This is a genomic window from Pseudomonas sp. Soil_N_39, from assembly GCF_057655955.1.
The window spans coordinates 212,645-239,296 of the sequence record NZ_JBDGLI010000008.1; the positions used below are offsets into that span (position 1 = coordinate 212,645).

Annotated in this window: 23 protein-coding genes and 2 pseudogenes; 12 read left to right on the forward strand and 13 right to left on the reverse strand. The window is 62.4% G+C overall.

Features of this window, described 5'->3' with window-relative positions; genetic code table 11:
- Positions 1 to 45 precede the first annotated feature (45 nt).
- Complete coding sequence (locus AC3A5O_RS14380) at positions 46 to 1,026, forward strand: ABC transporter substrate-binding protein (RefSeq protein ID WP_436278784.1); 981 nt, start codon at positions 46 to 48, stop codon at positions 1,024 to 1,026.
- A 268-nt stretch (positions 1,027 to 1,294) separates the two neighbouring features.
- Here the strand turns inward: AC3A5O_RS14380 and AC3A5O_RS14385 are convergent, their stop codons facing one another.
- The 5 genes from AC3A5O_RS14385 to AC3A5O_RS14405 all read right to left on the reverse strand — a co-directional run bounded on the left by AC3A5O_RS14385 (position 1,295) and on the right by AC3A5O_RS14405 (position 6,431).
- Positions 1,295 to 2,206: a LysR substrate-binding domain-containing protein gene (locus AC3A5O_RS14385; RefSeq protein ID WP_487753346.1), complete on the reverse strand. Its 912-nt coding sequence runs from the start codon at positions 2,204 to 2,206 to the stop codon at positions 1,295 to 1,297.
- A 209-nt stretch (positions 2,207 to 2,415) separates the two neighbouring features.
- Positions 2,416 to 3,618: an NAD(P)/FAD-dependent oxidoreductase gene (locus AC3A5O_RS14390; RefSeq protein ID WP_487753347.1), complete on the reverse strand. Its 1,203-nt coding sequence runs from the start codon at positions 3,616 to 3,618 to the stop codon at positions 2,416 to 2,418.
- Between the two features lie 238 nt (positions 3,619 to 3,856).
- Positions 3,857 to 4,231, reverse strand: coding sequence for a response regulator transcription factor (locus AC3A5O_RS14395; protein WP_305470869.1), 375 nt, complete (start codon positions 4,229 to 4,231; stop codon positions 3,857 to 3,859).
- Positions 4,232 to 4,332: 101 nt separating this feature from the next.
- Positions 4,333 to 4,983: a response regulator transcription factor gene (locus AC3A5O_RS14400; protein ID WP_487753348.1), complete on the reverse strand. Its 651-nt coding sequence runs from the start codon at positions 4,981 to 4,983 to the stop codon at positions 4,333 to 4,335.
- Positions 4,980 to 6,431 (reverse strand): PAS domain-containing sensor histidine kinase, encoded by a 1,452-nt coding sequence (locus AC3A5O_RS14405; RefSeq protein WP_487753360.1) that lies wholly within the window; start codon positions 6,429 to 6,431, stop codon positions 4,980 to 4,982. The genes AC3A5O_RS14400 and AC3A5O_RS14405 overlap by 4 nt, the downstream gene beginning before the upstream one ends.
- Before the next feature lie 557 nt (positions 6,432 to 6,988).
- On the opposite strand from AC3A5O_RS14405, the gene AC3A5O_RS14410 reads away from it, so the two are divergent.
- A complete protein-coding gene (locus AC3A5O_RS14410; RefSeq protein WP_122569464.1) occupies positions 6,989 to 7,930 on the forward strand; it encodes a LysR family transcriptional regulator in 942 nt (313 codons plus the stop codon).
- Positions 7,931 to 7,955: 25 nt separating this feature from the next.
- Here AC3A5O_RS14410 and AC3A5O_RS14415 read toward each other — a convergent pair whose 3' ends face one another.
- Positions 7,956 to 8,966 carry a GlxA family transcriptional regulator gene (locus AC3A5O_RS14415; RefSeq protein WP_436278782.1) on the reverse strand — a complete coding sequence of 337 codons (1,011 nt, stop codon included), beginning with the start codon at positions 8,964 to 8,966 and terminating at the stop codon, positions 7,956 to 7,958.
- A gap of 207 nt (positions 8,967 to 9,173) precedes the next feature.
- Between AC3A5O_RS14415 and AC3A5O_RS14420 the strand changes: the two genes are divergently transcribed.
- From AC3A5O_RS14420 to AC3A5O_RS14440, 5 genes are all read left to right on the forward strand, one after another.
- Positions 9,174 to 10,181 (forward strand): ABC transporter substrate-binding protein, encoded by a 1,008-nt coding sequence (locus AC3A5O_RS14420; RefSeq protein ID WP_487753349.1) that lies wholly within the window; start codon positions 9,174 to 9,176, stop codon positions 10,179 to 10,181.
- 110 nt (positions 10,182 to 10,291) lie between these two features.
- Complete coding sequence (locus AC3A5O_RS14425; protein WP_305492297.1) at positions 10,292 to 11,284, forward strand: helix-turn-helix domain-containing protein; 993 nt, start codon at positions 10,292 to 10,294, stop codon at positions 11,282 to 11,284.
- Between the two features lie 69 nt (positions 11,285 to 11,353).
- Positions 11,354 to 12,286 carry a SphA family protein gene (locus AC3A5O_RS14430; protein WP_487753350.1) on the forward strand — a complete coding sequence of 311 codons (933 nt, stop codon included), beginning with the start codon at positions 11,354 to 11,356 and terminating at the stop codon, positions 12,284 to 12,286.
- Positions 12,287 to 12,298: 12 nt separating this feature from the next.
- Positions 12,299 to 13,555, forward strand: a complete 1,257-nt coding sequence (locus AC3A5O_RS14435; protein ID WP_122569460.1) for an MFS transporter — start codon at positions 12,299 to 12,301, stop codon at positions 13,553 to 13,555.
- A 17-nt stretch (positions 13,556 to 13,572) separates the two neighbouring features.
- Positions 13,573 to 15,030 carry an amidase gene (locus AC3A5O_RS14440; protein WP_487753351.1) on the forward strand — a complete coding sequence of 486 codons (1,458 nt, stop codon included), beginning with the start codon at positions 13,573 to 13,575 and terminating at the stop codon, positions 15,028 to 15,030.
- A 214-nt stretch (positions 15,031 to 15,244) separates the two neighbouring features.
- Here the strand turns inward: AC3A5O_RS14440 and AC3A5O_RS14445 are convergent, their stop codons facing one another.
- On the reverse strand, positions 15,245 to 16,732 hold the full coding sequence (locus AC3A5O_RS14445) for an aldehyde dehydrogenase family protein (RefSeq protein WP_305492301.1): 1,488 nt from the start codon (positions 16,730 to 16,732) through the stop codon (positions 15,245 to 15,247).
- Between the two features lie 628 nt (positions 16,733 to 17,360).
- Between AC3A5O_RS14445 and AC3A5O_RS14450 the strand changes: the two are divergent.
- Both AC3A5O_RS14450 and AC3A5O_RS14455 read left to right on the forward strand, forming a co-directional pair.
- Positions 17,361 to 17,603, forward strand: a pseudogene (locus AC3A5O_RS14450) (PAS domain-containing protein); the annotation flags it as partial.
- A gap of 105 nt (positions 17,604 to 17,708) precedes the next feature.
- Positions 17,709 to 17,900: pseudogene (locus AC3A5O_RS14455) on the forward strand (methyl-accepting chemotaxis protein); the annotation flags it as partial.
- A gap of 144 nt (positions 17,901 to 18,044) precedes the next feature.
- Here the strand turns inward: AC3A5O_RS14455 and AC3A5O_RS14460 are convergent.
- A complete protein-coding gene (locus AC3A5O_RS14460; protein ID WP_487753352.1) occupies positions 18,045 to 19,373 on the reverse strand; it encodes an alginate export family protein in 1,329 nt (442 codons plus the stop codon).
- Between the two features lie 292 nt (positions 19,374 to 19,665).
- Between AC3A5O_RS14460 and AC3A5O_RS14465 the strand changes: the two genes are divergently transcribed.
- The 3 genes from AC3A5O_RS14465 (at position 19,666) to feaR (ending at position 22,813) form a co-directional block, all read left to right on the forward strand.
- Positions 19,666 to 21,165 (forward strand): APC family permease, encoded by a 1,500-nt coding sequence (locus tag AC3A5O_RS14465; protein ID WP_122569454.1) that lies wholly within the window; start codon positions 19,666 to 19,668, stop codon positions 21,163 to 21,165.
- Positions 21,110 to 21,727, forward strand: a complete 618-nt coding sequence (locus AC3A5O_RS14470) for a DUF3156 family protein (protein ID WP_487753353.1) — start codon at positions 21,110 to 21,112, stop codon at positions 21,725 to 21,727. The genes AC3A5O_RS14465 and AC3A5O_RS14470 overlap by 56 nt, the downstream gene beginning before the upstream one ends.
- 123 nt (positions 21,728 to 21,850) lie before the next feature.
- Positions 21,851 to 22,813: a transcriptional regulator FeaR gene (gene feaR / locus AC3A5O_RS14475; RefSeq protein WP_305470894.1), complete on the forward strand. Its 963-nt coding sequence runs from the start codon at positions 21,851 to 21,853 to the stop codon at positions 22,811 to 22,813.
- A gap of 172 nt (positions 22,814 to 22,985) precedes the next feature.
- On the opposite strand, the gene AC3A5O_RS14480 is transcribed toward feaR, so the two are convergent.
- From AC3A5O_RS14480 to AC3A5O_RS14500, 5 genes are all read right to left on the reverse strand, one after another.
- Positions 22,986 to 23,753: an SDR family oxidoreductase gene (locus AC3A5O_RS14480; protein WP_122569452.1), complete on the reverse strand. Its 768-nt coding sequence runs from the start codon at positions 23,751 to 23,753 to the stop codon at positions 22,986 to 22,988.
- A complete protein-coding gene (locus tag AC3A5O_RS14485; RefSeq protein ID WP_487753354.1) occupies positions 23,746 to 24,546 on the reverse strand; it encodes an SDR family NAD(P)-dependent oxidoreductase in 801 nt (266 codons plus the stop codon). The genes AC3A5O_RS14480 and AC3A5O_RS14485 overlap by 8 nt, the downstream gene beginning before the upstream one ends.
- Positions 24,539 to 25,360: a molybdenum cofactor biosynthesis F family protein gene (locus AC3A5O_RS14490; protein ID WP_122569450.1), complete on the reverse strand. Its 822-nt coding sequence runs from the start codon at positions 25,358 to 25,360 to the stop codon at positions 24,539 to 24,541. The genes AC3A5O_RS14485 and AC3A5O_RS14490 overlap by 8 nt, the downstream gene beginning before the upstream one ends.
- Positions 25,361 to 25,439: 79 nt before the next feature.
- Positions 25,440 to 26,099, reverse strand: a complete 660-nt coding sequence (locus AC3A5O_RS14495; RefSeq protein ID WP_305470896.1) for a helix-turn-helix transcriptional regulator — start codon at positions 26,097 to 26,099, stop codon at positions 25,440 to 25,442.
- 51 nt (positions 26,100 to 26,150) lie between these two features.
- Positions 26,151 to 26,516 (reverse strand): cupin domain-containing protein, encoded by a 366-nt coding sequence (locus tag AC3A5O_RS14500; protein ID WP_122569448.1) that lies wholly within the window; start codon positions 26,514 to 26,516, stop codon positions 26,151 to 26,153.
- Between the last annotated feature and the right edge of the window lie 136 nt (positions 26,517 to 26,652).

Genomic DNA, 26,652 nt, shown 5'->3' on the forward strand with positions numbered 1-26,652 from the left:
CGTTGCAATATCGCGTGTGCATTGGCGTTGTTGAGTTCAAACGTCATGGCCGCGCCCCAGAGCTTGACCGTGATTTCCTTTGGCGGCGCCACCAAGCAGGCCCAGGACAAGGCCTACTTCCAACCTTTCAACGCCAGCGGTGCAGGAAGTATCGTGGCCGGTGAATACAACGGCGAACTGTCGAAGATCAAGGCCATGGTCGCGGCTGGTCACACCAGTTGGGACGTGGTCGAAGTGGAAAGCCCCGAGCTGTTGCGGGGCTGTGAAGAAGGCCTGTTCGAAAAGCTCGACCTGACCGGCCTTGGCGACCCGGCCAACTATGTGCCGGGTGCGCTCAATGAGTGTGGTGTCGCCACCTACGTGTGGTCGATGGTCCTGGCTTATGACCAGACCAAGCTGGCCAAGGCACCCAGGTCCTGGGCGGATTTCTGGAACGTTGCCGAGTACCCGGGCAAGCGAGGCCTGCGCAAGGGGGCCAAGTACACCTTGGAAATCGCCTTGCTGGCCGATGGGGTCAAGGCGCAGGACCTGTACAAGGTGTTGAACACCCCTGAAGGTGTATCCCGGGCCTTCGCCAAACTGGACCAGATCAAACCGAACATTCAATGGTGGGAAGCCGGCGCCCAACCGGCACAATGGCTGGTGGCGGGGGACGTGGCGATGAGTGCGGCCTACAACGGACGCATTGCGTCGGCGCAAAAGGAAGGCATGAAGCTGAGCATTGTCTGGCCGCAGAGTCTGTACGACCCGGAGTACTGGGCCGTGGTCAAGGGCACGCCGAACAAGGCCCTGGCCGAGCAGTTCATTGCCTTTGCCAGCCAGCCGCAGACCCAGAAGGTGTTTTCGGAAAACATCCCTTATGGGCCGGTGCACCGCAAGACACTGGCGCTGTTGCCGACGGCGGTACAGGAACAGTTGCCCACCGCCGAGGCCAACCTGGCTGAAGCCCAAGCCGTGGACGCGGAGTTCTGGGTCGACCATGGTGAGGAACTGGAACAACGTTTCAACGCCTGGGCGGCTCGCTAGACACCGCTCCTGTTGCGAACACAACCCTTTGTGGCGAGGGAGCTTGCTCCCGCTGGGGTGCGCAGCAGCCCCAACACTGCTGTCGCGGTGTGCCAGGTTGATCCAGTCCGCCTGGTCTGGGGGCGCTTCGCGCCCCAGCGGGAGCAAGCTCCCTCGCCACAGGTTTTGTGTTTGGCAGGGCGGTGGTGCGGGTTATTCAAATCCCATTATTTGCGACCACCCACCAGTGGCGAGCACCGTGTTTTTTGTGGCTAGAGTTGATTGGGGCTCAGGCCAGCCATTGCTTGAACTGTTCCTTGCAGTAGTCGACAAACAACTGGGCCGGCTTGGTGAGGTGGGCGCGCTTGAGCCAGCCTGCCACCAGCGCCGAACCGGTCACGTCCTCGGCGATGTCGACGCACACCAGGTGTTGTCCGTCGTAGGTGCAGGTGGAGTGCGGGCGAGTCACCAGTACGGCAAAACCAAAGGACTGGCCGACCATGCCGCGTACCATCTCAATGGACGGCGAGCTGAAGACAATGTTGGGGGTCAGGCCCAGCTCTTCGAAGATGCTCACGAAATAGGTGCGACTGGGCTGTACGTCCAGCAGGATCATGGGTTCGAGGGCCAGGTCGCGCAGCGACACCTGGGCCTGATCGGCAAAGCGATGCCCCGCCGGCAGTAACGCGTAGGGGCGTTGCGGCGCCGTCAGTGCTTCGGTCTCGATGGTGCTGTCGAGGTCGTGTTCGTAGAAAATCGCCAGGTCGAAACGCCCCCCCGTGAGGCCTTGCACCAGTTCCTGCTGCTCGCCATCCTGCACGCGGATTTCCACCCCCGGGAAGCGCTCGCGAAAACCGGCGATCAGCCGCGGCAGGTAGAGTGGGGCGACGGTTTCGAAGCAGCCGATGTCGATCTGCCCGCTGACCACATCGTTATCGGCCAGCGCGTTCTGCTCGAACTCCCGGGCCATGCGCAACAGTTCCTGGGCCTTGCGATAGAACCGCGCGCCGCCAGGCGTCAACGATACCCCCTGGGCGTGATGACGAATGAGCAACTGCACGCCGAAACTGTCTTCCAAGCCCTTGATGGCGGAGGCGATCGACGGCTGGGCGATGTACAGCTTGCGGGATGCTTCAGCGACGCTGCCACATTCGACGGTGGTGACGAAGTACTTTAGCTGACGCAAGGAATAGGACGCCACGACACACCTCGATCCGGATGATTTCTGCCTACCTTACCTTGTGCACGGAGGGCGGTGGGCGGGCGTTGATACGGATTTTGCTGGGTAGTGACGATATTCAGGCTGGCTTTGGGCCGAGCGCCTGAAAAAAACGCCTGCCCAAGCATCGTTGGCAGGCGTCTGGGAAAGACCGGCGCAGAAAGGAGGGACTGGCCGGGGCGGAACCGGGTTTAGGCCACCGGGATCAACGGGTCGGCGGCGGCCAGGGCGGTGGCGCGATCAGCTGCGGGCGGGTAGATCCACACCGTGTTGATCTGGGTCTTGAGGTCCTTGGCTTCCTGCCCGACCAACTTGAGCTGGCGATCCCAGCCTTCGGTGTACACCGCGCCCCAGGCGCCCAGGTCCAGGCAGGTCACATATTTGGGTTGGCTGTAGGCCATCGGCGCGACGCCCAGCAAGTCGGCCGCGACGTTGTTGCCGGCGTAGCGGCCGAGGGCGATGGCGTGCTGGCAGGACATCGCCGCATAGTTGCCCAGCGTGTCAGTGGCAGCGTAGGCCACGTCACCGGTGGCGAATATGTCGTTCTGGCCCAGGACTTTGAGGTTGGCATCGACGTGCAGGCGACCCTGGCGATCGCGGGTAGCGGGTATCTGTTGGGTCAACGGACTGGCGCGGAACCCCACGGTCCAGATCACGGTATGGGACTCGATACGCTGGCCGCTCGACAGGGTGACGCCACCGGCATCCACCGATTCGACCGAAGCGTTGAGGATCCATTCGATCCCCAGGTGCTCGGACGCTTCGACAATGGACGGGCGAATGCCGTCGCCCAACGCTGCGCCGATCTGCGGCCCGCGATCCACCACGATGACCCGAATGTCTGCGTCCTCGCCGAGGACAGCGCGCAGGCGTGCGGGCATTTCGGTGGCGGTTTCGATGCCGGTAAAGCCGCCGCCGGCCACCACCACGGTATTGCGGGCCGGGCTGTCCGGCAGACGCTTCAGGGACTTGATATGGGCTTCGAGACGGCTTGCCTGTTCGATTTCATCAACGTCGAAAGCATGCTCAATCATGCCTTCGAGGTCGGGACGAACCAGCTGGCTGCCCGCCGCGAGCACCAGGCGGTCATAGCCCAGGGTGCCCTGGGTACCGAACACATCCACGTAGCCAACCTGTTTGTTGCTGACATCGATACTGCTCGCCGAGCCTTGTACGAACTTCACGCCCACCGCGCCGAACAGACCACCCAGCGGTGCGGCCATGGTGTGCACGTCCGGTTCGTAGAACCGAGGTCGGATGCGCAGTTCAGCCTGAGGGGCCAGGACGCTGATCTGCACGTCATTACGATCATGTTGGTCCAACAGCCGGGCCGCGCTCAACGCGCTCCAGACCCCGCCGAAACCTGCGCCAACAACCAGAATATGTTGTTTCATGATGAGCTCCCGAAGACAAAATCGATACGTTGAATTGTTTAACTTGTTTCAGCGTGACCGTGTCGCGAAGTACTCCAAAAGCGCCTGGCTGCAATGAATTGCCATCGAGCACATTCAGTTTCGGTTCGCTGTAGGAAAGCTTATTGGCAGGGCCTGTATTTAACACTTCTACATAAGGTCATCGGGCCTATGCCTGGGTAGGGGTGATCTATACGAAGGTATGAGGGGGGCGACGCAGTCAAGCGGACCGGGCAAGTACCGATTCGATGCAGGCGATCAATTCAGCGCAGTCGAAAGGTTTTGGGAAAAATGCCACCGGCTCGGGCGCACCCGCGCTGATACGGGGTGACATGCCAGGGTAGCCGGTGATGAAGATGGTCGGGATATGAATGCCCAGGGCCGACAATCGATCGTACATCTGAATGCCGTTCATGCCAGGCATTTGAATATCCGATATCAGGCACGCGGTGTTTTCAAGTTCGCAGGAAGATAAAAAGTCCAAGGCACCCGCGTATGTCTTAACCCGATATCCGTGGGAACGTAACAAGCCATCCAATGCAATTCGAACTGACTCATCGTCATCAATGATTGAAATAGTTGCGGTGTTGGACATGTCGATACCTGGGGGTGATATCAGGTAGCCATAAAGGCGCCCGTGTCACTGCAAGATACGCCGTCCAATGGTTCCGCCAAGTATACGTGTGTATGAACTTTCTACTGCTCGCCGCGCCACTCCAGCACCTGGGCCATGCGCACCAGATCGGCAAACGAGTGTGCGCACATTTTGCGCATGGCCTGGCCGCGGTGAATCTTGACCGTGATTTCGCTCAAGCCCAGTTCCCCGGCGATCTGCTTGTTCATCAGGCCCGACACCGCCAGCGCCATGACCTGCTGCTCCCGGGGCGTCAATGTGGCGTAGCGGTCGAGCACTTGCTGATGGCCGCGTTCGGCGTCGCGACGTCGGCGGTCCTGGTGATGGGCGGCGGTCACGGCGTCGATCAGGTCTTGTTCGCGGAACGGTTTGGCGAGGAAATCCACCGCTCCGGCCTTCATCGCCCGCACAGTCATGGCGATGTCACCGTGGCCGGTCATGAACACGATCGGCAGTTGGACGTTGGCGGCGGCCAGCGCCCGTTGGCACTCCAGGCCGCTGGTACCTTGCAGCCGCACATCCGGGACCAGGCAACTGGGCTGGTCGGACCTGGGATGGTTCATGAACTGCGCGACCGAATCGAACAGATGCACCTGCAGGCCGATGGAGCGCAGCAGGCTGCCGAGGGATTGGCGCAGCGGTGCATCGTCGTCAACGATATAGACGATAGGGGCGTTGTCGATGACCGGGCTGGTGGGTGGCATGGCGTTCATTGCTCGCTCCCCGACAGGGCGGCGCCCCTGAGCCGCGGCAGCGCGAACCTGAACGAGGTGCCTTGGCCGGCCTCGCTGGTCGCCCAGATCCTGCCGTCATGGAAATCGATGATGGACCGGCAGATGGAAAGGCCCATGCCCAGGCCGTTTTCCTTGGTGGTAAAAAACGCATTGAACAAGGACGGCAGGACCTCGGGGGCAATACCGGTTCCGTGGTCAGTCACCTCCAGCAGCACGTCGTCATCCTCCATCCAGGTGCGTATGTGCAGCGTTCGTGCGTGTACCTTGACTCCGTCCATGGCGTGACAGGCATTGATGATCAGGTTGATGATCACTTGCTGCAGCTGCACCCGGTCTGCGCTGACCTGGCTGTCGGTCGATGCCAGGTCCACCTTCGCCCGGACTTTATGATGAGCCAGTTGCTGCTGGACCAGGTTCAGGGTCTCGCGGACGATGTCGTCCAGTCGCTCGGGCTGGCGCAACGGGTCGCACTTGCGCGATAACGCCCTGATACCGTTGATGACCTCGCTGGCGCGGCAGCCGTTGGCGACGATTCGGTCGAGGCAATCCAGGGCTTCCCCGAGATCGGGTTCCGCACGTTCAAGCCACCGGCGGCAGGCTTCGCCGCTGCTGGTGATGGCCGTCAATGGCTGGTTGACCTCGTGGGCAATGGACGCGGCCATTTCCCCCAGGGAGGTCAAGCGCGTGACGTGGGCCAGTTGGCTCTGGGCGCGGAACAACGCTTCTTCGGCCTGCTTGCTGGCGGTGACGTCCATGAGTGCGCCGAGGTACTGGAAGCGGCCATGCTGGGCGGGCAGAGGGCTGGCGATCATGTGGATGTGCTTGATGCGTCCATCAGGCATCAGCAGCCGCAGCTTGACCTCGATCTGCGGTTCGCCTGCGGCGGCCTGTTGGAAAACAGCGCGGGCCGCCTCCAGGTCTTCAGGGTGGGTGCGCTCCAGCATCATCGACACCGTCGGCGTCTTGCTGGGCGGGTACTCGAATATCCGTGCCGATTCCTCCGACCAGGATAACGCTTGTCGATCACCGCGAAAGCCCACGCTGCCGGTCTGGCTCAGGCGCTGGGCGCCGATCAGGTAGGCCTCGTTGTGCCGCAGGTTGTCGGAAGCCTGTTTGCTGCGCAGGGCCAGGAAGGCAATGGCGGACAGTGCGGTCAGGCAACGGAAGAAGCCGGTGGTCGATTCCCAGAGGTGATAGCCGCCGTTGTACAAGAACATCGCGGTGAGCAAACCCATGCACATCAGCGCGACGGTGATCACCAGATTGATGGAGAACAGGTTGGCCGCCATCAACAACAAGGTGATGTACAGCAGGGTGGGGGCCAGGTCGGAGTGGGTTTCGGAGTTGATGATGACAATCCCGCAGGCCACCACCAGGCCCACCGCCCAGCCGAGGGCGTTGACCAGTGGGTGGGTGCTGATGCCCATCGACAGTCGCGGCCCCCTCTGGCTTGGGCTGTATCGCAGGCTGTCATAGACGTTCTTGAGCATTGCGGAGGGTAGGGGCACGCTGACAGACCTTTTGTTTTTACGTGGTCTCGCTCTGGGATGTCGGGGACAGAGCATCGGTTCGTATCTTACGAAGCGCCGCTTTGTCTGAGGTAGGACATAAAACCCTGAAATCCCGCCAGGTGCCGACCCTCGCCACGACAGTCGGTGTTCGCCACAGGTTGGTGGTCCAATAATGGGATTTGAACAACCCACGTCACCGCCGGACAAAACACAAAACCTGTGGCGAGGGAGCAAGCTCCCTCGCCACAAAGGCAGTGTTCGCCACAAAGTCGGTGTTCGATACGGGGCCGGGTATATACCGAAGTATCGATGAAGCCGCCCAAAGGGTGAGTTGAGTGTCCCCACGTTCAACAGACACTGGCTTGTCTCCGGATTACGCTTTCAACACCTTGTCGCCGCAGGCCTTGATGGAGCGCGCAGGCGACGATCCTGTCCACTCCTGACTCAATGGCCTGGTGCCTGGGGCGACGACGATGATGAACAGAAATGACCTGCGTCGTGCTGATATCAATCTGCTGGTGGTCTTCGAAACCATGATGCACGAGCGAAACGTGACCCGTGTCAGCGAAAAGCTGTTTCTCGGCCAGCCAACGATCAGCAGTGCCCTGGCGCGCCTGCGGTTGATGTTCGATGACCCCTTGTTCATTCGTTCGGGGCGGTTGATGGAACCGACCTCCCGGGCGCGGGAAATCTTCTCCAATCTGTCACCGGCGCTGGATGGCATCGCCGCTGCCTTGAGCCGCTGTCAGGCATTTGAGCCGGCCACCAGCGAGGCGACCTTCCATATCGGGCTGTGCGATGACGTCGAGTACGCGCTGCTGCCGGAGCTATTGCGACGCTTGCGGGTCGAGGCGCCAGGCACCACATTGGTGGTGCGCCGGGCCGATCAATGGCAGGTCTCCCAGCTGTTGGCCAGCGGCGAGATTTCCCTGGGCATCAGCCCGACGCTGGAGCTGCCGGCCAATGCCCGGCGCAAGACGCTGCGGCCGATTCGACCGATGCTGTTGCGCGCCGATTCGCAGCCCGGCGAACTGACCCTGGACGAATTCTGCCGTCGGCCCCATGCCGTCGTGTCGTCCATGGGCAATGTCATCGATGATTCGGACCGCGCGTTATGCCTGATGGGCCGACAGCGCCGGGTGGTGTTGACCGTGCCGCAGTTCAGCGCCTTGCCCGTGCTGTTGGCCGAGAGCGACATGATCGCCATCGTGCCGGATTACGTTGCCCAGGCGATGGCCGTGGTGACCGGCATGCGGGCGCAAGCGGCCCCTGTCTGCTTGCCACAGCACGCGCTTTCGATGGTCTGGCGCGGCGCCTCGCACAATGATCCGGGGGAGCGTTGGTTGCGTTCCCGTTGCAGCGCGCTTCTGGCCGAGCAGGACGACGCGCGGGAGCGATCCAAGCGAGTGGCCTGACGGAACAGTCGCGAGAGTCTCGCGCTCAGCGAGAAAACCGGTTGCGATATTCCCGAGGTGAGATCGACAGGTGACGCTGGAAGGTGTGGCGCATGCGTTCCTCATCACCGAAACCGCAGGCGCGGGCGATCTGGTCGATGTTGCGCTGGGAGTCTTCCAGCATTCGACGCGCGGCTTCAAGGCGGAACAGCTCGATGGCTTTGGCCGGGGTTCGGCCGGTCTGGTGTTTGTAGACCCGGGAAAAATTGCGTGGGCTCATCCTGGCCTGGCGTGCTAGCCGCTCGACGGTGAGGTTGTTGTCGTCCAGGTGTTCGGAAATCCACACGTGCAATTCGTCGAACCCGGCGCTCTCCTGCATCTGCAATTGCAACAGTTGGCTGAACTGCGCCTGCCCGCCGGGGCGCTTGAGAAACACCACCAACTCACGGGCCACCTGCAGGGCTACATCGCGACCGCAGTCGGCTTCGACCAATGCCAGGGCCATGTCGATGCCAGCGCTGACACCGGCCGAGGTCCACACGTTGTCCTGCTGGATGAAGATCGCATCGAGGTCCACTTCAATCGACGGGAAAATGCTCTTGAGCATCTCGCACATGGCCCAATGGGTGGCGGCCCGGCGTCCGTCCAGCAAGCCCGCCTGGGCCATGAGGAACGTGCCGCTGCACACCGATGCGGTGCGCCTGGCCAGGACCGAGGCCAGCCGCAGCCATTGCACCAGGTCGACACAGTCGATCATCGCCTGCCGTATGTCCGGCGCGCCGGGCACAATCAGCGTGTCGATGAGCGCTCCGTCGAGCTCATGCAGGGCACGGGTGTCTACGACCAAGCCTTCGGCGCTTTGTATCAATCCGCCTTTCAGGCTGGCGGTGTGCATGGCGTAGCCGGGCAGGCCGCGTTCGGTCATGGCTTTGGTGGCGGCCCAGAACACGGTCTGGGCACCGGTCAGGTCCAGCAAGCCCATCTGCGGGTACGCGAGGAATACCAGGGTGCGCGGTTGGGAAATGGACTCGGCGGCGATGCCGACATCCAGGGTCATCTCGTTCATGTTCGCTTCGAGCTGGGTGTTCGTCAGGGGAGGTGTGCAAGGTTATCAAGTGATCGTGTCCGGGAGTGCGATTTCATGGACCCGGATGTCGGACATTTAGGTGCTATTGATATGCTATTCCGGTATTTAAATTAATTTTCTTATAGCTTTAAAGTCGTGATCTTCAGTCTTTTCCCTTACTGTGAGGTTCACCCGACCATGGCTTTCAAGCGTTCCGCGCTCACCTTGTTGGTTTCCCTGGCGGCCTCTGCGCTGCTCAATCCCTTCGCCCACGCCGAAGGCAAGATCAGCATCGCCCAGCAATTCGGCATCGGCTACCTGATCCTCGATGTGGTGCGTGACCAGCAGCTCATCGAGAAGCATGGCAAGGCCCAGGGCCTGGATATCAAAGTGGACTGGAACAGCATTTCCGGCGCGACGGCGATGAACGAGGCCTTGCTGACCGGCGCCCTGGATGTGGTGTCGGCGGGCGTTCCGCCAATGCTGACGATCTGGGATCGGACCCGGGGCAAGCAGAACGTCAAGGCCATCGCCTCGCTGGGGTCGATGCCCAACTACCTGCTGACCAACAACCCGCACGTCAAGAGCCTCAAGGACTTCACCGACAAGGATCGGATCGCCGTCCCGGCGGCGGGTGTCGGGTTCCAGTCGCGCACGTTGCAGATCGAAACCGCCAAGGTGTTCGGCAACGATCATTTCAAGAAATTCGACGACATCTCGGTCAGCCTCCCACACCCGGATGCGACGGCGGCGCTGATCGCCGGCCAGTCGGAGATCAACTCGCACTTCTCCAGCCCACCGTTCCAGTACCAGGCACTGCAAAGCCCCAACGTGCACAAGGTGCTCAGTTCCTATGATGTGCTGGGCGGGCCGGCGACGTTCAACGTGCTCTACACCACGGAAAAATTCCACGACGAAAACCCCAAGACCTACAAGGCGTTCTACGACGCCTTGGTGGAGGCGCAAGGCATCATCAAGGCTGACAAAGCGGCCGCTGCCCAGACCTACATCCGCGTAGAACAGTCCAAGTTGCCGCTGGCGCTGGTGGAAAAAATCGTCACCGACCCCGAAATCGACTTCACCGTCGTTCCGCAACGCACCTACATCTATGCCGAGAAACTGCATGAACTGGGCGTATTGAAAAACAAGGCCGACAGCTGGAAGGACTATTTCTTCGAAGAGGCCCATGCCGACGCTGGCAGCTGAATCCGAGCCGGTATCCGTTTTCGGCACAATTGCACGACCGGCCTGCGGGGCGGAATGGAACTTGCCTGAGCTTTGACCCATAAGCCCTGGAATCATCAAAGGTCGGGTCAATGAACAATGACAACATGGCGCAGCCAGCGGTCTCGTCGGAGGGGTTGCCGGTGCTGCCGATCAATCGGTTCCGCACCACGGACATCGATGAGCATGCCCGGAACATGGGCGGTTGGCAGGTTTGCTATGACCAGTTGACCCCCGGGCGCTTCGACGGCGAGTTGATCGAGTTCCGCTCGGAGTGGATGCAGTTGGTGCGCGACCGCTCTAATCAGGCCCTGACCAAGCAGGGTATGGCCTGGGAGGGCGCCATCACCTTCAGCGTGCCGCTGAGCGCGGATGGGCCGGTCTTTTGCTCCGGGCACCCTATTGTCGAGCCCAGCCTGTTGGTCGCCCGTGGCCATAACCTGCCCGAGCTGCGCACGCCCCAGCATCTGGATCTGCTCGGTGTCGCCATCGATGAGCAGGCGTTGGAGCATGTGCTGGAGCGTCAAGGCAGTCGCTTTCGAATTACCGATCTTCCCAAGTGTTACCGTCTCGGCAACTCGACGCTGCCCGCCGAGCTTGCGGCGTTGTTCGATGAGCTTGAAGGGGGCGAGCAGGGGCGTGACTCATTGCTGGGGTACGAGTCGATTCGCCGTGGCCTGCGTGACACGGTGATGCTGCACATACTGGAACTGGTGGCACCGGACGAGGCGCCGCCGCTCAATCCCACGGCGCGCAAGCGCATGGTCGACCGCGCCCGGGAGTACGCCTTGGCCCATGTCGATGAGCCGCTGTCGATCCTCGACCTGTGCAACCACATCGGTGCCAGCCGACGCAAACTGCAGTATTGCTTCCAGGAAACCCTGGGCATCAACCCCGTGGCCTATTTGCGGGCGTTGCGCCTCAATGCCGTGCGCCGTGAACTGCGCAACGGCAGCCACGCCCACGGTGTACAGGAGGTGGCGGCACGCTGGGGGTTCTGGCACTTGAGCCGGTTTTCCAGCGACTATCGGGTGCTGTTCGGCGAGACACCTTCACAAACCCTGCGTCGCACGCAACTGTGCTGAAAACGGATAACGGCTGAGCGGCCGGCTCCCTAGGATGACCCCAACACCACAGGGTTGGAGGGGCATTCGATGAATCAAAATAAAAAAGTAAACGCCTGGCGCTGCACTTGGTTGACCTTGGGGCTGATCGGTGTGTGTGGCGCTGCCCATGGCACCGAAAACGGCGCGCCGACCACGGCGGTCGGGGTCTACGATTTCGGCGCGGGCATGATGCCGCCGGCCACGCCCTTTGGCACCGTCGGCCTGCGTACCGCGTTTTATTCGGCCAACGTGCAGAAGGATCGCCACGGCAAGTCCGTGGACAACAATTTCTCCCTGGATGTCTTGTCCATCGGCGTCGCCTACATGCGCATGACCGATTACACCGTGCTGGGGGCCAAGTATGGCTTCGGTGCCGTCGTGCCGTTTTTCCAGATGGACGCTTCGGTACAGGTGCAGACGCCTGTCGGCCCGTTGGACTTGGAGGCCGATCCGTTTCGCATGGCCGACATGCAGGTGCTGCCGGTGATCCTGCAGTGGACCCTGTCGCCGAATCTGTTCGTCAATGCCCAGTTCCAGATCCAGGCTCCCACCGGTGATTACGACAAGGATCGCTTGATCTCACCGGGGCTCAATCACTGGACCTTCTCGCCGATCCTCAACGCCACGTACATCTCCGACAGCGGCTTTGAGGTGTCTTCCAGTTTCGAAGCCGACATCAATACGCGCAACCACGCCACCGACTACAAGAATGGCGTCGAGTACCGTCACGAATTCGCCGTGGGTCAACACGTCGGCCCGTGGACCGTCGGCGTGGGTGGCTATTACTACCGGCAATTCACCGACGACGATGCACCGGGCCTGGACGCGGGCAATCGCGCTCGGGTATTGGCGGTCGGGCCGGCGGTGAGCTACTTCAAGCCCGGCATACCCCCGGTGTGGCTGCATGTCTACAAGGAGCTCGATGCGCGAAACCGCGCCGAGGGCTACACCGCGGCGCTGCGAATTTCTCACAGTTTCTAAAAGGGGCTCGCCATGAACCAATCAAATTCCGTTTCAACGGCGGCCACCCCGTCGCGTCAGGCCAGTTGGCGCGAAGGCGGGGTACTGATGCTGGGCAGCAGCCTGACGATCATGGGCGCGGTGATGGTCACGCCGATCCTGCCTCGGTTGGGCGCCGAATTCGGCCCCTTGGAACCGCGCGCCGATCTGCTGGTGCCGTTGGCGATCACCGGTCCCGCCCTGGCGATAGCCGTGTGCGCGCCTTTGGCGGGCTGGTTGGCCGACCGGGTCGGGCGCAAGGCGTTGCTGGTGATTGCCACGGTGTTGTACGCCTTGCTCGGCGCGTTGCCGGCCCTGCTCGATAGCCTGCCTTCGATTGTCGGTGCGCGGCTGTTGTTCGGTTGCATGGAGGCGGCAGTGATGACCTGCTGCGCGACGTTGATCGCCGACTATTGGCAGGGTGAGGAGCGGCTGCGCTACGTCAACCGGCAGGTGGTGACCATCGGCTTGGTGGGCGCGCTGTTCTTCGTGGTGGGCGGTGTGCTCGGCGAGCACTCGTGGCGTGCGCCGTTCCTGTTGTATTTGCTGCCACTGCTGCTGGTGCCGGTCATGATGAAAGTGCTCTGGGAGCCGCCCGTGGCGACGCGGCAGGTTGTCGAGCAGCGCGTCGATGAGTCGGCGCCGGCCAAGGTCGCCGTGCTGCAATTGCTGGTCGGCTACCTGATGATCCTGGGCGGCATGGTCCTGACGTTCATCATGCCGATCCAGGCGCCGACGCTGTTGGTCAGCCTGGGCATCACCTCCAGCACGATGATCGGTCTGGCGGCGGGACTGAGCCTGTTGGCGACCTTGGGCGGTTCGCTGATGTGGCCGTTGTTGCGCCGCCGCTTCGGCATCGCCGGTTGCAACGCGCTGTTGCTCGGCCTGATGGGCCTGGGGCTGTGGCTGCTGATGCGCGGGCAAAACTACAACGAAGTATTGGTGGCGGTGTTCATCCAGGGCCTGGGGGCCGGATTGCTGGTGCCCAACGTGATGGCGCCGGTGATGAATGCCTTGACCGCCACCACCCGCGGCCGCGGCATGGGCGGGTTTACCTCGTGCCTGTACATCGGTCAATTCGTCAGTCCGCTGGTGGTGGCCTTGGTGATGGTCTTCGCCGGTGACCTGCGTCACGCCATTCAGTGGCTGGCCTTGGCCAGTTTTGCCTTGGCGCTGCTCTGGGTCGCTGTCGGCCTGCGCGCACGGGGCCAGGGGCAGGCGAGCAGCGTCGGCTCACATCAATCGTCGTGACATAAGGAATCTGAGACATGGGTATGCAAGACATCCACCAACTGATGGACAGTGAAGATGCCACCGCGCTGGCCGAGTGGGTCAGGCGTGGCGAGGTCCAGCCCGGCGAACTGCTGGAAACCGCCATCGAGCGCCTCGAGCGGGTCGAGCCGCAGCTCAATGCGGTGGCTGAGCGTTTGTACGATTCTGCCCGGCAAGCGACGCGCACGTCACAAGTTGGCCAAGGCCTGCTGGCCGGTGTGCCGACCTTGATCAAAGACCTGTTTTCGCCGGTCCACGGCGCGGCGATGACCAATGGCTCTCGCGCATTGGGGGACTTTCGGGCGGACTTCGAATCGGAAGTCGTGACGCGTTTGCGCCGCGCCGGATGCCAGGTGATGGGCACCAGCACTTCACCGGAGTTCGGCACGTCGTATTCCACCGAGTCCGCGCGCTTTGGTGCCACCCGTAACCCTTGGAGCCATGATCACAGCGCCGGGGGTTCCAGCGGCGGCGCGGCAGCGTTGGTGGCGGCCCGCGTGGTGCCGTTCGCCCATGGCAACGACGGCGGCGGTTCATTGCGGGTGCCGGCGTCTTGCTGTGGCGTGTTCGGGTTCAAGCCCAGTCGCGGCTTGATGCCGTCGGGGCCGATCGTGGGCGAGGGCTGGGCGGGGATGGGCACGCCGCATGCGATCACCCTGTCGGTGCGCGACAGTGCGGCGCTGTTGGACGCCACCGCCGGGATGGACCTGGGGGCGCCCTATGCCGCACCGGTCCAGGCGTTGCCGTATGTGATGGCGGTGCAGGCTGATCCCAAGCCGCTGCGCATCGCCCTGGTCGAACAGCTTGGGCCTTGGCCTACCGCGCCGCAAAGCCTGCAGGCCGTGGGCGAGGCGGCCCGGTTGTGCGAGGCCCTGGGGCATCGTGTCGAGCCGGTGAGCCTACCGGTGGGATTACTGGAATTTCTCGACCATGTGTTCACCATCATTGGCGCCAGCTCTCGTCACTATGTCGACCTGCTGGGCCAGATGCGTGGGTTTGCCGTGCAGGCGGAAGAACTGGAGGTGCGCACTCGGATCATCTTGCGGGACAAGGGCAACGTCAGCGGCGCCCAATATGCCGCGGCGGTGGAATGGATTCATGCTCTCGGCCGGCAGTTGGCGGTGTTCATGCAGGATTACGACGTGATCCTGACTCCGGTCCTGACCCGCGAGCCGGTGCGGATTGGCGAACTGGATCTGCAGGATGTGTGCATGAGCCTGGATCAACTGATCGAGCGCTACCACAGCTATTCGCCGTTCACCGCGCTGTTCAATGCCAGCGGCCAGCCGGCGATGTCGGTGCCGTTGTCCTGGAGCGCCGATGGCCTGCCGATGGGCGCGCATTTTGCCGGGCGTTTTGGCGAGGAAAGCACCTTGCTGGCCCTGGCTGCCCAACTGGAGCGCGCCCAACCCTGGCGCGGTCGAGTGCCACCGGTCAACGCCTGTCGGCGGTGAAATTGTAGGGGCGGGCTTGCTCCCACAGGGGAGTTGGGTGGGCACAGAAGCTTTGGACGACCCGGGGAAAACTGTGGGAGCGAGCTTGCTCGCGATGGCGGTGTCAGGTTCAACATCATCGTTGGCTGACCCTCCGCTATCGCGAGCAAGCTCGCTCCCACAGAGGGGATTTTTGGCAGGGCTCTGGAGGGAGGCTCCAGAGCCCTTTTGTTGCTCAGTAACGAATCATCACCGATTTCAGTTCGGTGTAGTCGTCAATGAAGGCACTGCCGAACTCACGGCCCATCCCGGAAGATTTGCTGCCACCAAAAGGCACGGCCGGGTCGAGCAGGGTGTGCATGTTCACCCAGACCGTACCGGCTTCGATGGCGGGGACCATGCGCAGGGCCTTGCCCAGGTCGTTGGTCCAGAGGCTGGCGCTCAGGCCGTAGGGCGTGTCGTTCATCAGTTCCAGCAGCTCCTCCTCAGTGTCGTAAGGAAAGAACGTGGCGATCGGGCCGAAGGTTTCTTCATTGAGCAAGGCGTCGTCGCGGCGATTGGCGAGGATGATGGTCGGCTCGACGTAGCAACCCGGTCCATCGATCAGCTTGCCGCCGTGGACAATGGTGTTGTTCTGCGCACGGGCCTTGGCGAAGAATTCCGCGAGTTTGTGCTGGTGCTGGCGGTTGGTCACAGGGCCGAATTCGGTGCGTTCGTCCAGCGGCGAACCGATGGTGAGTTTGCCCAGGCGCTGGGCCAGTTTGTCCATGATCGACTCGATCTGCGAGCGGTGGACGAAGAACCGTTCCGCCGCCGCGCAGATTTGCCCCGAATGCAGAAAACCCGCCTCGATGATGCCGTTGACCGCCACCTCGGGGTCGATATCACGCAGGAACCCCGCCGCATTCTTCCCACCCAATTCCAGAGTTGCCCGGGTCAACCCGGCGCCCATGGCCGCCTGGCCCACCGCCAGGCCGGTGGGTACCGAACCGGTGAATGAAACCTTGTTGGTGCCTGGGTGTTCGATCAGTCCTTTACCCACCTGGCCGCCGCCGGTCAACACGTTCAGGGCACCGGCCGGCAGGCCGGCTTCCATGGCCAGTTCGGCGATGCGCAGGATGGTCAGGGGGGTGAACTCGCTGGGCTTGATGATGACACTGCAACCAGTTACCAGCGCTGACGCCAGTTTCCAGATGGCGATCATGGTGGAAAAATTCCACGGCACGATACCGACTACCACCCCGACCGGTTCGCGCAAGGTGAACGCGGTGTAGCGTTCACCCGCGAAGGAGGGCAACGATGGGGTGATCGTCTCGCCACTGATCTTGGTCGCCCAGCCGGCGTAGTAGCGCAGGAAGTGCGCGGCCTGGTCGACCTCGAAGGCGCGAGAGATGTGGATGATCTTCCCAGACTGGCAGGTTTCGATCTGCGCCAGCTCTTCGCGGTTGCGCTCCAACAGGTCCGCCAACTTGAGCAGCACATGACCGCGCACCGCCGGCGCGGTTTGAGACCACTGCTTGAAGCCGCGACGGGACGATTCCACCGCCGCATCGATATCGCTGGGGTTGGCGTCGCTGATCTGGGCGATGACTTGGCCAGTGGCGGGGTTGACGACGTCCAGCGTCTGGCGGCTCTGGCTTTCGACGTAGCCACCGTCGATGAACAGGGCGTGGCGTCGACCGAGAAAGGCTTCGACCTGAGGCAGCAGGGCAATATCGCTCATGAGGGTTTCCTGATCGCGAACAAGGGAAAGCCCGAGGGTAATCCCGGCGCGGCCGCCCGGCTTGACTGTGCCTGCCGTGCGGTATGTCTGTGGCTGCCAGCCTGCGCGATTGGCAGCCAGGAGCAAGGTCCTGTGCAGGCAGGGACAAGCCAGCCCGGCCGGTTTGCGATCAGATTCGGTTTCGACTTGATGGGCAAAGGGGCGGGCGATGTTTCTCCAGACCAACAAACAGAAACTGGCGTTGATCGCACAGGTGCAGCGTGTGCTGGCCGGCGAAAGGGAGGACACGCCGATGCTCGACGCGTATCCGCCACTGCGGACCGTCCTGGAGCAGCATGCGCGGCAGATGGCGATCACCACTGCGCAGTTGCATCAGGTCGAGGCACACGTGGAGGCGCAAACGCTGCAATGGCAGCAAAGCGAGCGTGAGCTGCACAAGGTTCGTCAGCAACTGGAGCAAGCCTGCGAGCGCGAGCAGGTGCTTGAACATCGTCTGAGTGAACACAGCCAGCAACTACAGCAACATCATCAGGATGCGCAGATCTGGGAGCTACTGCAGTCGACCCTGACGGAAGGTTGTTGGGACATTACCGTGGTCGACGGTGATCTCCAGCACCCGGCCAGTGGTATGCGCTTTTCCAGTCAGTTCCGTTCGCTGCTGGGTTACGGGCCCGACGACTTGCCCGATGGCTGGGATGCCCAAGTCGGTATCACCCACCCGGACGACCTGCCGAAGATCATGGCCATTTTCGACCGGGAGATTCTCGGTCCCCAGGCCAGCGGTGAATACGTCTTCGAATACCGGATGCGTCACAAGAGTCGCGATTACATCTGGTGCCGCGAACGCGGGCGGGCGGTACGCGACCCACGCGGGCAGCTGGTCCGGGTCATCGGTGCGGTACGGGATATCAGCGATGAGCGCTCGGCCCAGTCCACCCATCAGCGCATGCTGGAGCAGAACCAGGTGACCTATGCCCAGATTGCCACGGTGGTGGGGGTGATCAAGGGCATCGCCGACCAGACCAATCTGCTCGCCTTGAACGCCGCGATTGAAGCGGCCCGGGCCGGTGAGGTCGGGCGCGGTTTCTCGGTGGTGGCCGATGAGGTACGCAAGCTGGCGCAAAGCACCCGGCAGGCGACCCATCAGATCCAGACCATGTTGCACCAGCACAAATAAACAAGGTAATCGCTATCCTCCGGAGCTGTGTAGGAGCTGACGAGTGCAACGAGGCTGCGATCTTTTCCCAGGCACTTGAGTTCCAAGCGAAGGATCAAAAGATCGCAGCCTCCGGCAGCTCCTACGGTCAGTCGTCTAGAACGGAACCGCCACCACCAACTGGCTGTAGACGTTGGTGCCGTTGCCGCCGACCTGATTGCCCCCGTTGTCCGCATCTTTCTCAGGCTTGTACAAACCCACCAGCGGCGTGACGATCAGGTGTTCATTGACCGCCCATTCCACGTACAGGTCCAGCTCCTGCGCGTCGAGGTTCAGCGCTTCGCGGGTGTGCAGGGTCTGGTAGTCGAAGAACAACGCGCCAATGGTCACGTTTTCTGCCGGTTTGAGCTTGAGGCCGACGTGCTGGATGGCGGTGTTGCTGTTGAACGGGCCGGCATAGTTGCCCGACACTTCACCCTGGAACCAGGTGCCATAGCCACGGTTCTGGCCATTGAACATCGAGTCCCAGTCCTTGGAGTAGCGGCTGTAGCGATAGGTCAGGTCCGGCGTCCAGGGCAGGTCGGCGAAGGTGTATCCGGCTTCGGCGTACCAGGCTTTCTCCGGTCCCGCGTCCTTGTCCTGCCAGGCGTACTCGAAGGAAAAGTGGGCGTTTTCGATGCCGGCATTCCCGGCGCCGCGCAGGCTGTAGATGTCCATGCCGTCGCGCTGCTTCTGGAAGTCACTGGCGTAGCGGTCATCGACATCGATGCCATGAATATAGGTCAGTCCGAGGGTGCCAGGCGCGGCGGTGTATTCCAAGGTGCCGGCGGCCATCTCGGTGTTGGCCTGGGCGCGGTTGTCGGACTTGAGCCACATCAGGCTGCCATGCACGCCTTCCTTGCCGCCCAGGCGCACAACGGCGGTTTTATCGAAGGCATGCCGGGCCGCCAGGTAATAGGCGCCGCCTCGGTTGAGCTCGCCATCGGCCACGCCTTTGCCCAGGTTCAGGCCATCGTCGTTGATGATGAAACCGTCGCCGAGGGTGATCACTTGACGGCCGTAGGACAGGTCGACACCGTCCTTGCCCAGTGCCGGGAACAGGTCGCCCGAGCGCCAGCCGGCAAAGGCTTCGTCGAACTTCGTGGTGCGTTCGGAGCCGTCGCTCAGGCCGGCCGCATCACCATCGCCCCAGGTGCCCGAGCTGACCAGGTTGGCCGTCCCGTAGACGCTACCCAGGCTGCCGAGTGTCTGGTCGATACTCAGGCCATACTTGATGAAGCCTTCGCGCCAGCTCGAACCACCGGCGGTGCCGTCGTAGTTCTTGCGGCTGTTGAACAGTCCATAGACCGCCAGGAAGTTGCCGGTGACGGTGGTGTCTTCGTCGGAGTAAAGCTCATAAGCCTGGGCCGATGAATCGGCGACCAGCAGGGCGATGCCCAGGGCGATGGCATTGCGTAGCAAAGGTGTACGGCGTGTGTGCTCCATGGTGGATTCCCCAGTGTGATAGGACAGCAGAGTGCGTATTAAAGGGAGCGGCACCCGGGGATGTCTTTCATCTGCCTGCCAAGGAGTTGATCCAGCCCGCCAGCGTGACGATGTTGGCAGGCAGCAACAAAACCGGCGGCAGACATGGGCAAGACGCCCAGGGTGGGTGCGGCGCAGAGTAAGGCTGCACGCAACGCCGTTTCGATCAGGGACCGGTTGGGGAAGGCGTGATCGCCGGCTCCTGGACGGCTGTAGCATCCATACTAAAAATCCGCTTTCGAGGATCTGCACGATGTCGATCAATGACAGGCTCACCGAGCACTTGAACCGGGGTTCGGTGGGTTTTCCCACCGCGTTGGCCAGCACCATTGGCCTGATCATGGCAAGCCCCGTGATTCTCACCGCGACCATGGGCTTTGGCATCGGCGGCAGCGCCTTTGCCGTGGCGATGCTGATCGCCGTGGTGATGATGCTGGCCCAGGCGACGACGTTCGCCGAGGCCGCATCGATTCTCCCGACCACCGGCTCGGTCTATGACTACATCAACTGTGGCATGGGCCGTTTCTTCGCGATTACCGGTACCTTGTCGGCCTACCTGATTGTCCATGTGTTCGCCGGCACCGCCGAGACCATCCTGGCCGGGGTCATGGCCCTGGTGAACTTCGAGCACCTCAACACCCTGGCCGAATCGGCGGGCGGTTCCTGGTTGCTGGGCGTGGGGTTCGTGGTGGTGTTTGGCGTGCTCAACGCGTTCGGTGTCAGTGCCTTTGGCCGGGCCGAAATCATCCTGACGTTCGGCATGTGGACCACCCTGATGGTGTTCGGCGTGTTGGGCCTGATCGCCGCGCCGGCGGTGGAGCTGGAGGGCTGGTTCGGCGCGTCCGTGGTGGGCACCGATCTGGTCACGGTGCTGTCGCTGGTGGGCATGGCCATGTTCATGTTTGTCGGCTGCGAATTCGTCACGCCGCTGGCGCCGGACCTGCGCCAGTCTGCCCGGACCATGCCCCGGGCGATGATGCTGGGCTTGTTCAGCGTTGCCGCCTGCATGTTCATCTACGGCGCGGCGATGAAGCGCCAGGTGGAAAACGTGCTGCTCGATGCCACCAGCGGGGTGCATCTGCTGGACACCCCCATGGCGATTCCACGGTTCGCCGAACAGGTCATGGGCGATATCGGCCCGATGTGGCTGGGCATCGGCTTTCTGTTTGCCGGTGCGGCAACCATCAACACCCTGATGGCCGGCGTGCCGCGGATTCTCTACGGCATGGCGGTGGACGGCGCGTTGCCGAAGGTCTTCACTTACCTGCATCCACGCTTCAAGACGCCGTTGCTGTGCATCCTGGTGGCGATGCTGATTCCTTGCCTGCATGCGCTGTGGCTGGGCGGTAATCCCGACAACATCATGCACCTGGTGCTGGCCGCGGTGTGCGCCTGGAGTTTTGCCTACCTGTTGGTGACCGTTTCGGTGATCAGCCTGAGGATTCGTCGCCCTGATCTGCCGCGGGCCTATCGCTCGCCGTGGTTCCCGTTGCCACAGATCCTGTCCAGTGTCGGCATTGTGTTGGGCATGTGGTTCATCACCCCGCCCGGCATGAACCCGGCGGACATCTACGTGCCTTTCGCGGTGATGCTCGGCGGCACAGCGGCGTACGCCTTGTTCTGGACCCTGGTGGTGCAGAAGGTCAATCCATTCAAGCCGGCGTCGGTGGAACACGTGCTGGCCAAGGAGTTTTCCCATGAGCCAGGGCAACCTGCGGGCGAGTTTGTCGACCCTGCTGCAAAAACTGTTTGAGTTGTTCAGCACCCAGCGCGCCCCGGCCGGTTATCGGCCCGGGGTGACCCTGGAGCACTTGCGGCGCAACCTCGCATTGGCACGATTCGAGGTTGCGGGCCCGGCCATGGCCACGGCAGTCACCGACGACGGCTTGCGCTTGGAGATTGTCGAACGCACCGAGTCGCAGTTGTTGATGCACCTGGTGATGACCGAGTTCGTCCTGCGCGTGCCTGCTTCCCGAGAGGGCACGGCACGCCTGGAATTGCACCACGGCGGCGCTGTGCGGCGCAGCGGCATTCGTTGCTGGCAACGGGACGGGCGCGGTGACCTGGCGGTCCGGTTGCAGGCGGCCGTGGAGAAGGATCCTGCGCTGTATCAGGCCCTCATGCCGCTGGATTTCAAACGGCTGCGCATCGATCTGCAGGGAAGCCAGTGGTGCGTGCGCCTGGAGCACATGGGTGGTAGCGAAGTGGTCAATCGCATGCCGGCCTTTCGTCGCTATATCCCGTTGAGCCGCGAACAGCGCGGCGTCTTGCTGGCGACCTTGAGCGGCCTGCAGCGGGTGTTGGCAACGCTCTGATTCTGTTGTGCTGTCCTGGCATCATTCCTGCTACTGCTCTGGCGATCAGGTACTTGTTGCGTGCATATAGATAACATGTTAACTATTGCCGTACAAAAACAAAAAGCCATTGCGGAGAATGCCATGAGCATGCAACAGGTTGGGCAGGACGGTCTGGACACCTGGAACCGGGATCTGCGGGCGACTTGCGGCCACTTCGATACCGAGCTGGCCTTCAATCGCGCGTTGTTCATTGGTGAAGTGTCGAATGTCCATCGGGGTGGCCTTGCCCTCGCGAACCTGCGCACCAACGCCGGTAACATCAAGCGTCACTCACCCAACGCGGATTACGATGATGACCAGGATTGCCTCCTGGTCAGCCAGCGCAGCGGTTACTGCCGCATTACCCAACACGGCCGGAGCATCCAGTTGGCGCCCGGTGAGTTGCTGTTGATGGATTCCGTTGGCGCGCTTGAAATCACCCCGTTCGGCCTGATCGAGCACGCGGTGCTGTCCTTGTCTCGCCAGGACGTGTCGCGGCAATTGGGCGGGGAAACCAAGACCTTCGGCAAGGTGTCGTCCAGCAAGGCCTGTGGGCGCATGCTGCATGTATTGATGGACCAACTGTGCAAGGACACACCGGACGGCGAGGGCGCGGCGGGCGAGGGTGAAGCCTTGCAGAGTGCCTTCGTTTCACTGTTGGGCTCGGCCCTGGAGCCGGGGAGCGATGGCCGTGAAGAAGGGGTGGCCTTGCAAGGCAGCCATTTGCGCAGCTACGTGCAAAAGGTCATCGACGAATCACTCACCCAGCCTGGCCTCAGCCCGGTGGGCCTGGCCAATCGATTGAATATTTCGGTGCGCCATCTGTACCGTTTGTTCGAAGAGCAGGACGACAGCGTTTGCCGTTACATCCAGCGGGCCCGGCTCAAGCGCAGCGCCGATGACCTGACCAACCCGTTCCTGCGGGACGAGTCCATAACCTCGATCGCCTACAAATGGGGCTTTACCGATTCGGCGCATTTCAGCCGTTCGTTCAAGAAGCAGTTCGAGCTGTCGCCCAAGGAATTTCGTTCCAGTCGTTTGCAGGTGGGGCAGGGGGTGGCTTGAACAAGGTCGTCGCTGGCTGGACGATCGTTATCGCGAGCAAGCTCGCTCCCACAGGGGATCTGTGGTGGTCGCGGATGCCTTGAACGACTCGGAAAAAATTGTGGGAGCGAGCTTGCTCGCGATGACGGTGGTCCATCCACCCTCACCGCAAGCTGACTCCTCCCACTCAGGTTCAAACCTCCGGCAAGGTCGAACCCCCATCGACCACCAACGTCTGCCCGGTCACATAACTGGCCAGGCTCGACGCCAGGAACAGCATGGCGCCGGCGATGTCGCTCGGTTGGCCCAATCGACCCAGCGGCACCCGGCGTGCGATGTCCTGGTTGACTTCATCGTCGCCCAGGTTGGCCATGGCCGGCGTGGCGATCATGCCCGGTTCGACCCCGTTGACGCGAACATTCTCGGCCGCCAGTTCCAGCGCGGCGTTGCGAATGAAGCCATTGACCCCGGCCTTGGAGGCCGCGTAGTGGCTGAGCCCCGGATACGCCACCCGCGGGCCGGTGACCGAGGAGGTCACCAGCACGCAGCCTCGGCCCTGGCGCCGGAACATCGGCAGCGCCGCCTGGGTCAGCCAGAACAGCGCCGACAGGTTCACCGCCAGCGTTCGTTCAAGTATCGCCGGGGTGATTTCGGCGAACGGCGTCAGCGGAAAATACCCGGCGTTGTGCACCAGGATATCCAGCCTCCCCAAGCGTTGCTCCAGCGCGGCCATCATGTTGAAGATCGCCGTCGCGTCGGCCAGGTCAACCCCCACGGCTTGCACCTGACAGCCCACGGCGGCCAATTCGTCGGCCACTGCCTCGGCCCGGGCCAGGCCCAGGTCGGCGATGACCACCTGGGCCCCGCGCAGGGCAAACGCTTCGACGATGGCCCGGCCAATGCCCTGGGCGCCGCCCGTGACCAGTACGGTCTGGCCGGTGAAATCCAGATCCTCAGACATCGTTGGCCTCCATCCGGCTGTAGGCCAGGGTTGGTACGTCGACGATGCTGGAGCCACCATCAGCCACCAGCGTCGCTCCGGTGATGATCGACGCATCAGGCGAGGCCAGGAAGCGGCAGACGTTGGCGATTTCCTGCGCACTGGCCGGCCTGCGCAACGGCACGTCGGCGCAGACCCGGTCATAGGCCTGCTGCAACGTTTCGCCATGGAACTGCATCAACACCTGCATTTCTTCATCGGCCATGGGGGTGCGGACCCAACCTGGGCAGACCGCATTGACCCGTACGCCGTGAGGCCCGTAATCCCTTGCCAGGGACCGGTTGAGGCCCAGCAGCGCATGTTTGGCGGTGGTGTAGCCGCACACGTGAGGGCCTGCCGCCAACGACGCGATGGAGGCGATCAGCACGATGTTGCCAGCGCTTTCCTGCAGCAGTGGCAGACACGCCCGGGCGCTGTAGAAGGCGCTGTCGAGGTTACTGCGCAGGGCCGCTTCCCAGGCCGATGGCTGAGTCTCGGTGGCGCTGCCCATGCCCAAGCCACCGGCACAGGCCAGCAGCACGTCGAGACGGCCATAATGCGTGCGAATCTGCTCGACGAAGCCGTCCCAGGTGTTTGGACAGGCCGCATCGCCCACCAGCACCAGGCCGCCGATGTCCTTGGCGAGTGCTTCCAGGGGCTCGCGACGGCGACCGATCAGCACCAGATCGGCGCCTTCGGCGGCATACAGGCGGGCGCAGGCGGCACCGATGCCGGTGCCGGCACCGGTGATCACGACGGTGCGTGAGTCAGGCATCGGGATACTCCGTCTGATTGAGCACCTGGCAGTAGGAGCTGACCGGGAAATTGGAAAACTCATCGAAAGACTCACCGGCGTAACCGAAGATCTTGCCGTCGCTGCGGTGCTGCTGCAGGTCGATCAGCACCAGCCCCAGGGTCGGGATGATCTTTTCCCGCCACACGAACAGGTACAACTGATCGGCGATCTTGTAGGTGTCGCAGCGATCGGTGTCGCACAGGCCTTGTTCAACGCCCTTGAGGCACTGCCACGAGTAGAACTGGTCGTTGAGGTAAATGTGTTCGTAGACTTCGCTCGGGCTGTAGCGATACAGGTTGCGCAGCCCCACCAGCTCGGTGGTCGGTGCGTGCGGGCACAGGCCAGGCTGCCAGGGACGATCGAGGCTGCCGTGCAGGAACTGCGCTTGAACCGAGGTCAGTGGCTTGCCGGCCAACGCCCGGCTGTAGAGACCTTCGCCGGTTTCCTGCTGGCTTGGCATACGGCCGATCACGGCGGTGAAGGCGGCGCTGGCGGTATCGATCACAAGGCTTACCGACGACGTCAGCTGGCCTTCGCGCTTGATGAAGTCCACCAGGTACAGGCCCGGGCGTACCGATGTGGCCCGGTAGGTCGCGGTGCCGCTGGAGTGCCCATCGGCGGCGTTCCAGGTCAGGGTGTCCTGCTCGAAGCGATGCTCGATCTGCCAGCCGTTGGCGAAATGCAGGGTGAACGTCTTGCCGTCCAGGTCGGCCAGGTTTGGCAGGATGAAAGCTTCGGGGGCAAAGCCATCGGCCAGGGCGCCGACGGTGATCCAGTCTGTAGATGTGCTCATGTGCAAGGCTCCGGTGGTTGAATTAGCCACTCGGATCATGCGGTGCCGGGCAACGGCGGCCTATCAACCGAATGGTTGATCAAAGGAACAGTGCGCTGACCAACTCGGTGCGACTGCTCACACCCACCTTGCGGAACAGGTGGATCAGGTGAGTCTTGATGGTCGGCAAACCTACCTCCAGTTCTCGGGCCAATTGTTTGTTGCTGACGCCTTGGCGCAGCAGCAAGGCGATCTGGCGTTCCTTGGGTGTCAGGTCGGCCAGTGCATCTTCATGGGTTGGTAAATGGGCCACGGCCAGTTGCAGCAAGGCCTGCAACGCGCTGAGTTGGCTCAACTGCTGAGGGGTGAAGACGCCTTGCTCGGCGGTGCGCAGCAACGAAATCGCGGCTTGGGGCTGACCATCGCGGTGGGCGAAGACTTCCACCACGTCGACCACGCCGTAGCGTTGCAGGAAATCGCGATAACGATGGTTGTCACGCAGCGGCTGGCGGGCCATCGCCAGGCCCAACGGCACGACGGCCAGCTCGCTGGACGCACAGTGGCGCGGCTGTAGCGGGTCGAACTGGCGGTAATTGTCCAGGTAGTCGCGGTGCATATCGCCGCTCATCCCATGGAGGCTGAAGTCGTGGGCTTGCAACTGCCGATCCACGCAGTAGAAGGCCGCCCGGCTGACGGGAACCAACTGGGTGAAGGCGTGCAGGCACTGGCCGGCGATGTCCTGGGTAGGAATGACGCTCATGGTCGCTACCTTCGCAAGGGGGCTGCCGGTGGGACCGGCAGCCCTGTGCGGTCAGACTACCGCGAAGTAGTGCTTGACGAAACTTTCGCTGACGATTTCCCACAGCACCGGTGTGCCCTTGGTCACGAACCAGCTGTCGCCGGCCTTGTAGCGGGTGCTCTGGCCGGTGGCCTCGTCGGTGAGGATCACTTCACCGGTGACCACGGTAGCTTGTTCGGCGAACGGGTAGACCATCCGGAACTTGCCTTGGGTGGTACCGAAGTAGGCGCTGCTGACCGGGTCGGTGGGGGCGCCGAAGGTCATCTTGCCGAAGGCCTTGACTTCGCCTTCGAGAATTTGTGAACCAAGATCGGCGACGGTACCCCAGGCGTCCAGGTCGGACAGCTGGATGTCTTTTTTGAGGGTGGTAAGGGGCATGGCAGTGACTCCTGGTGATTGAAAAAACAAAGGTGAGGTGTGTCCAGTGCCAGTCCGTTAAACCTCGGCCCCTGTGGGAGCGAGCTTGCTCGCGATAGCGGTGGGTCAGGCAGTATGAGGTTGACTGTTGCGCCGT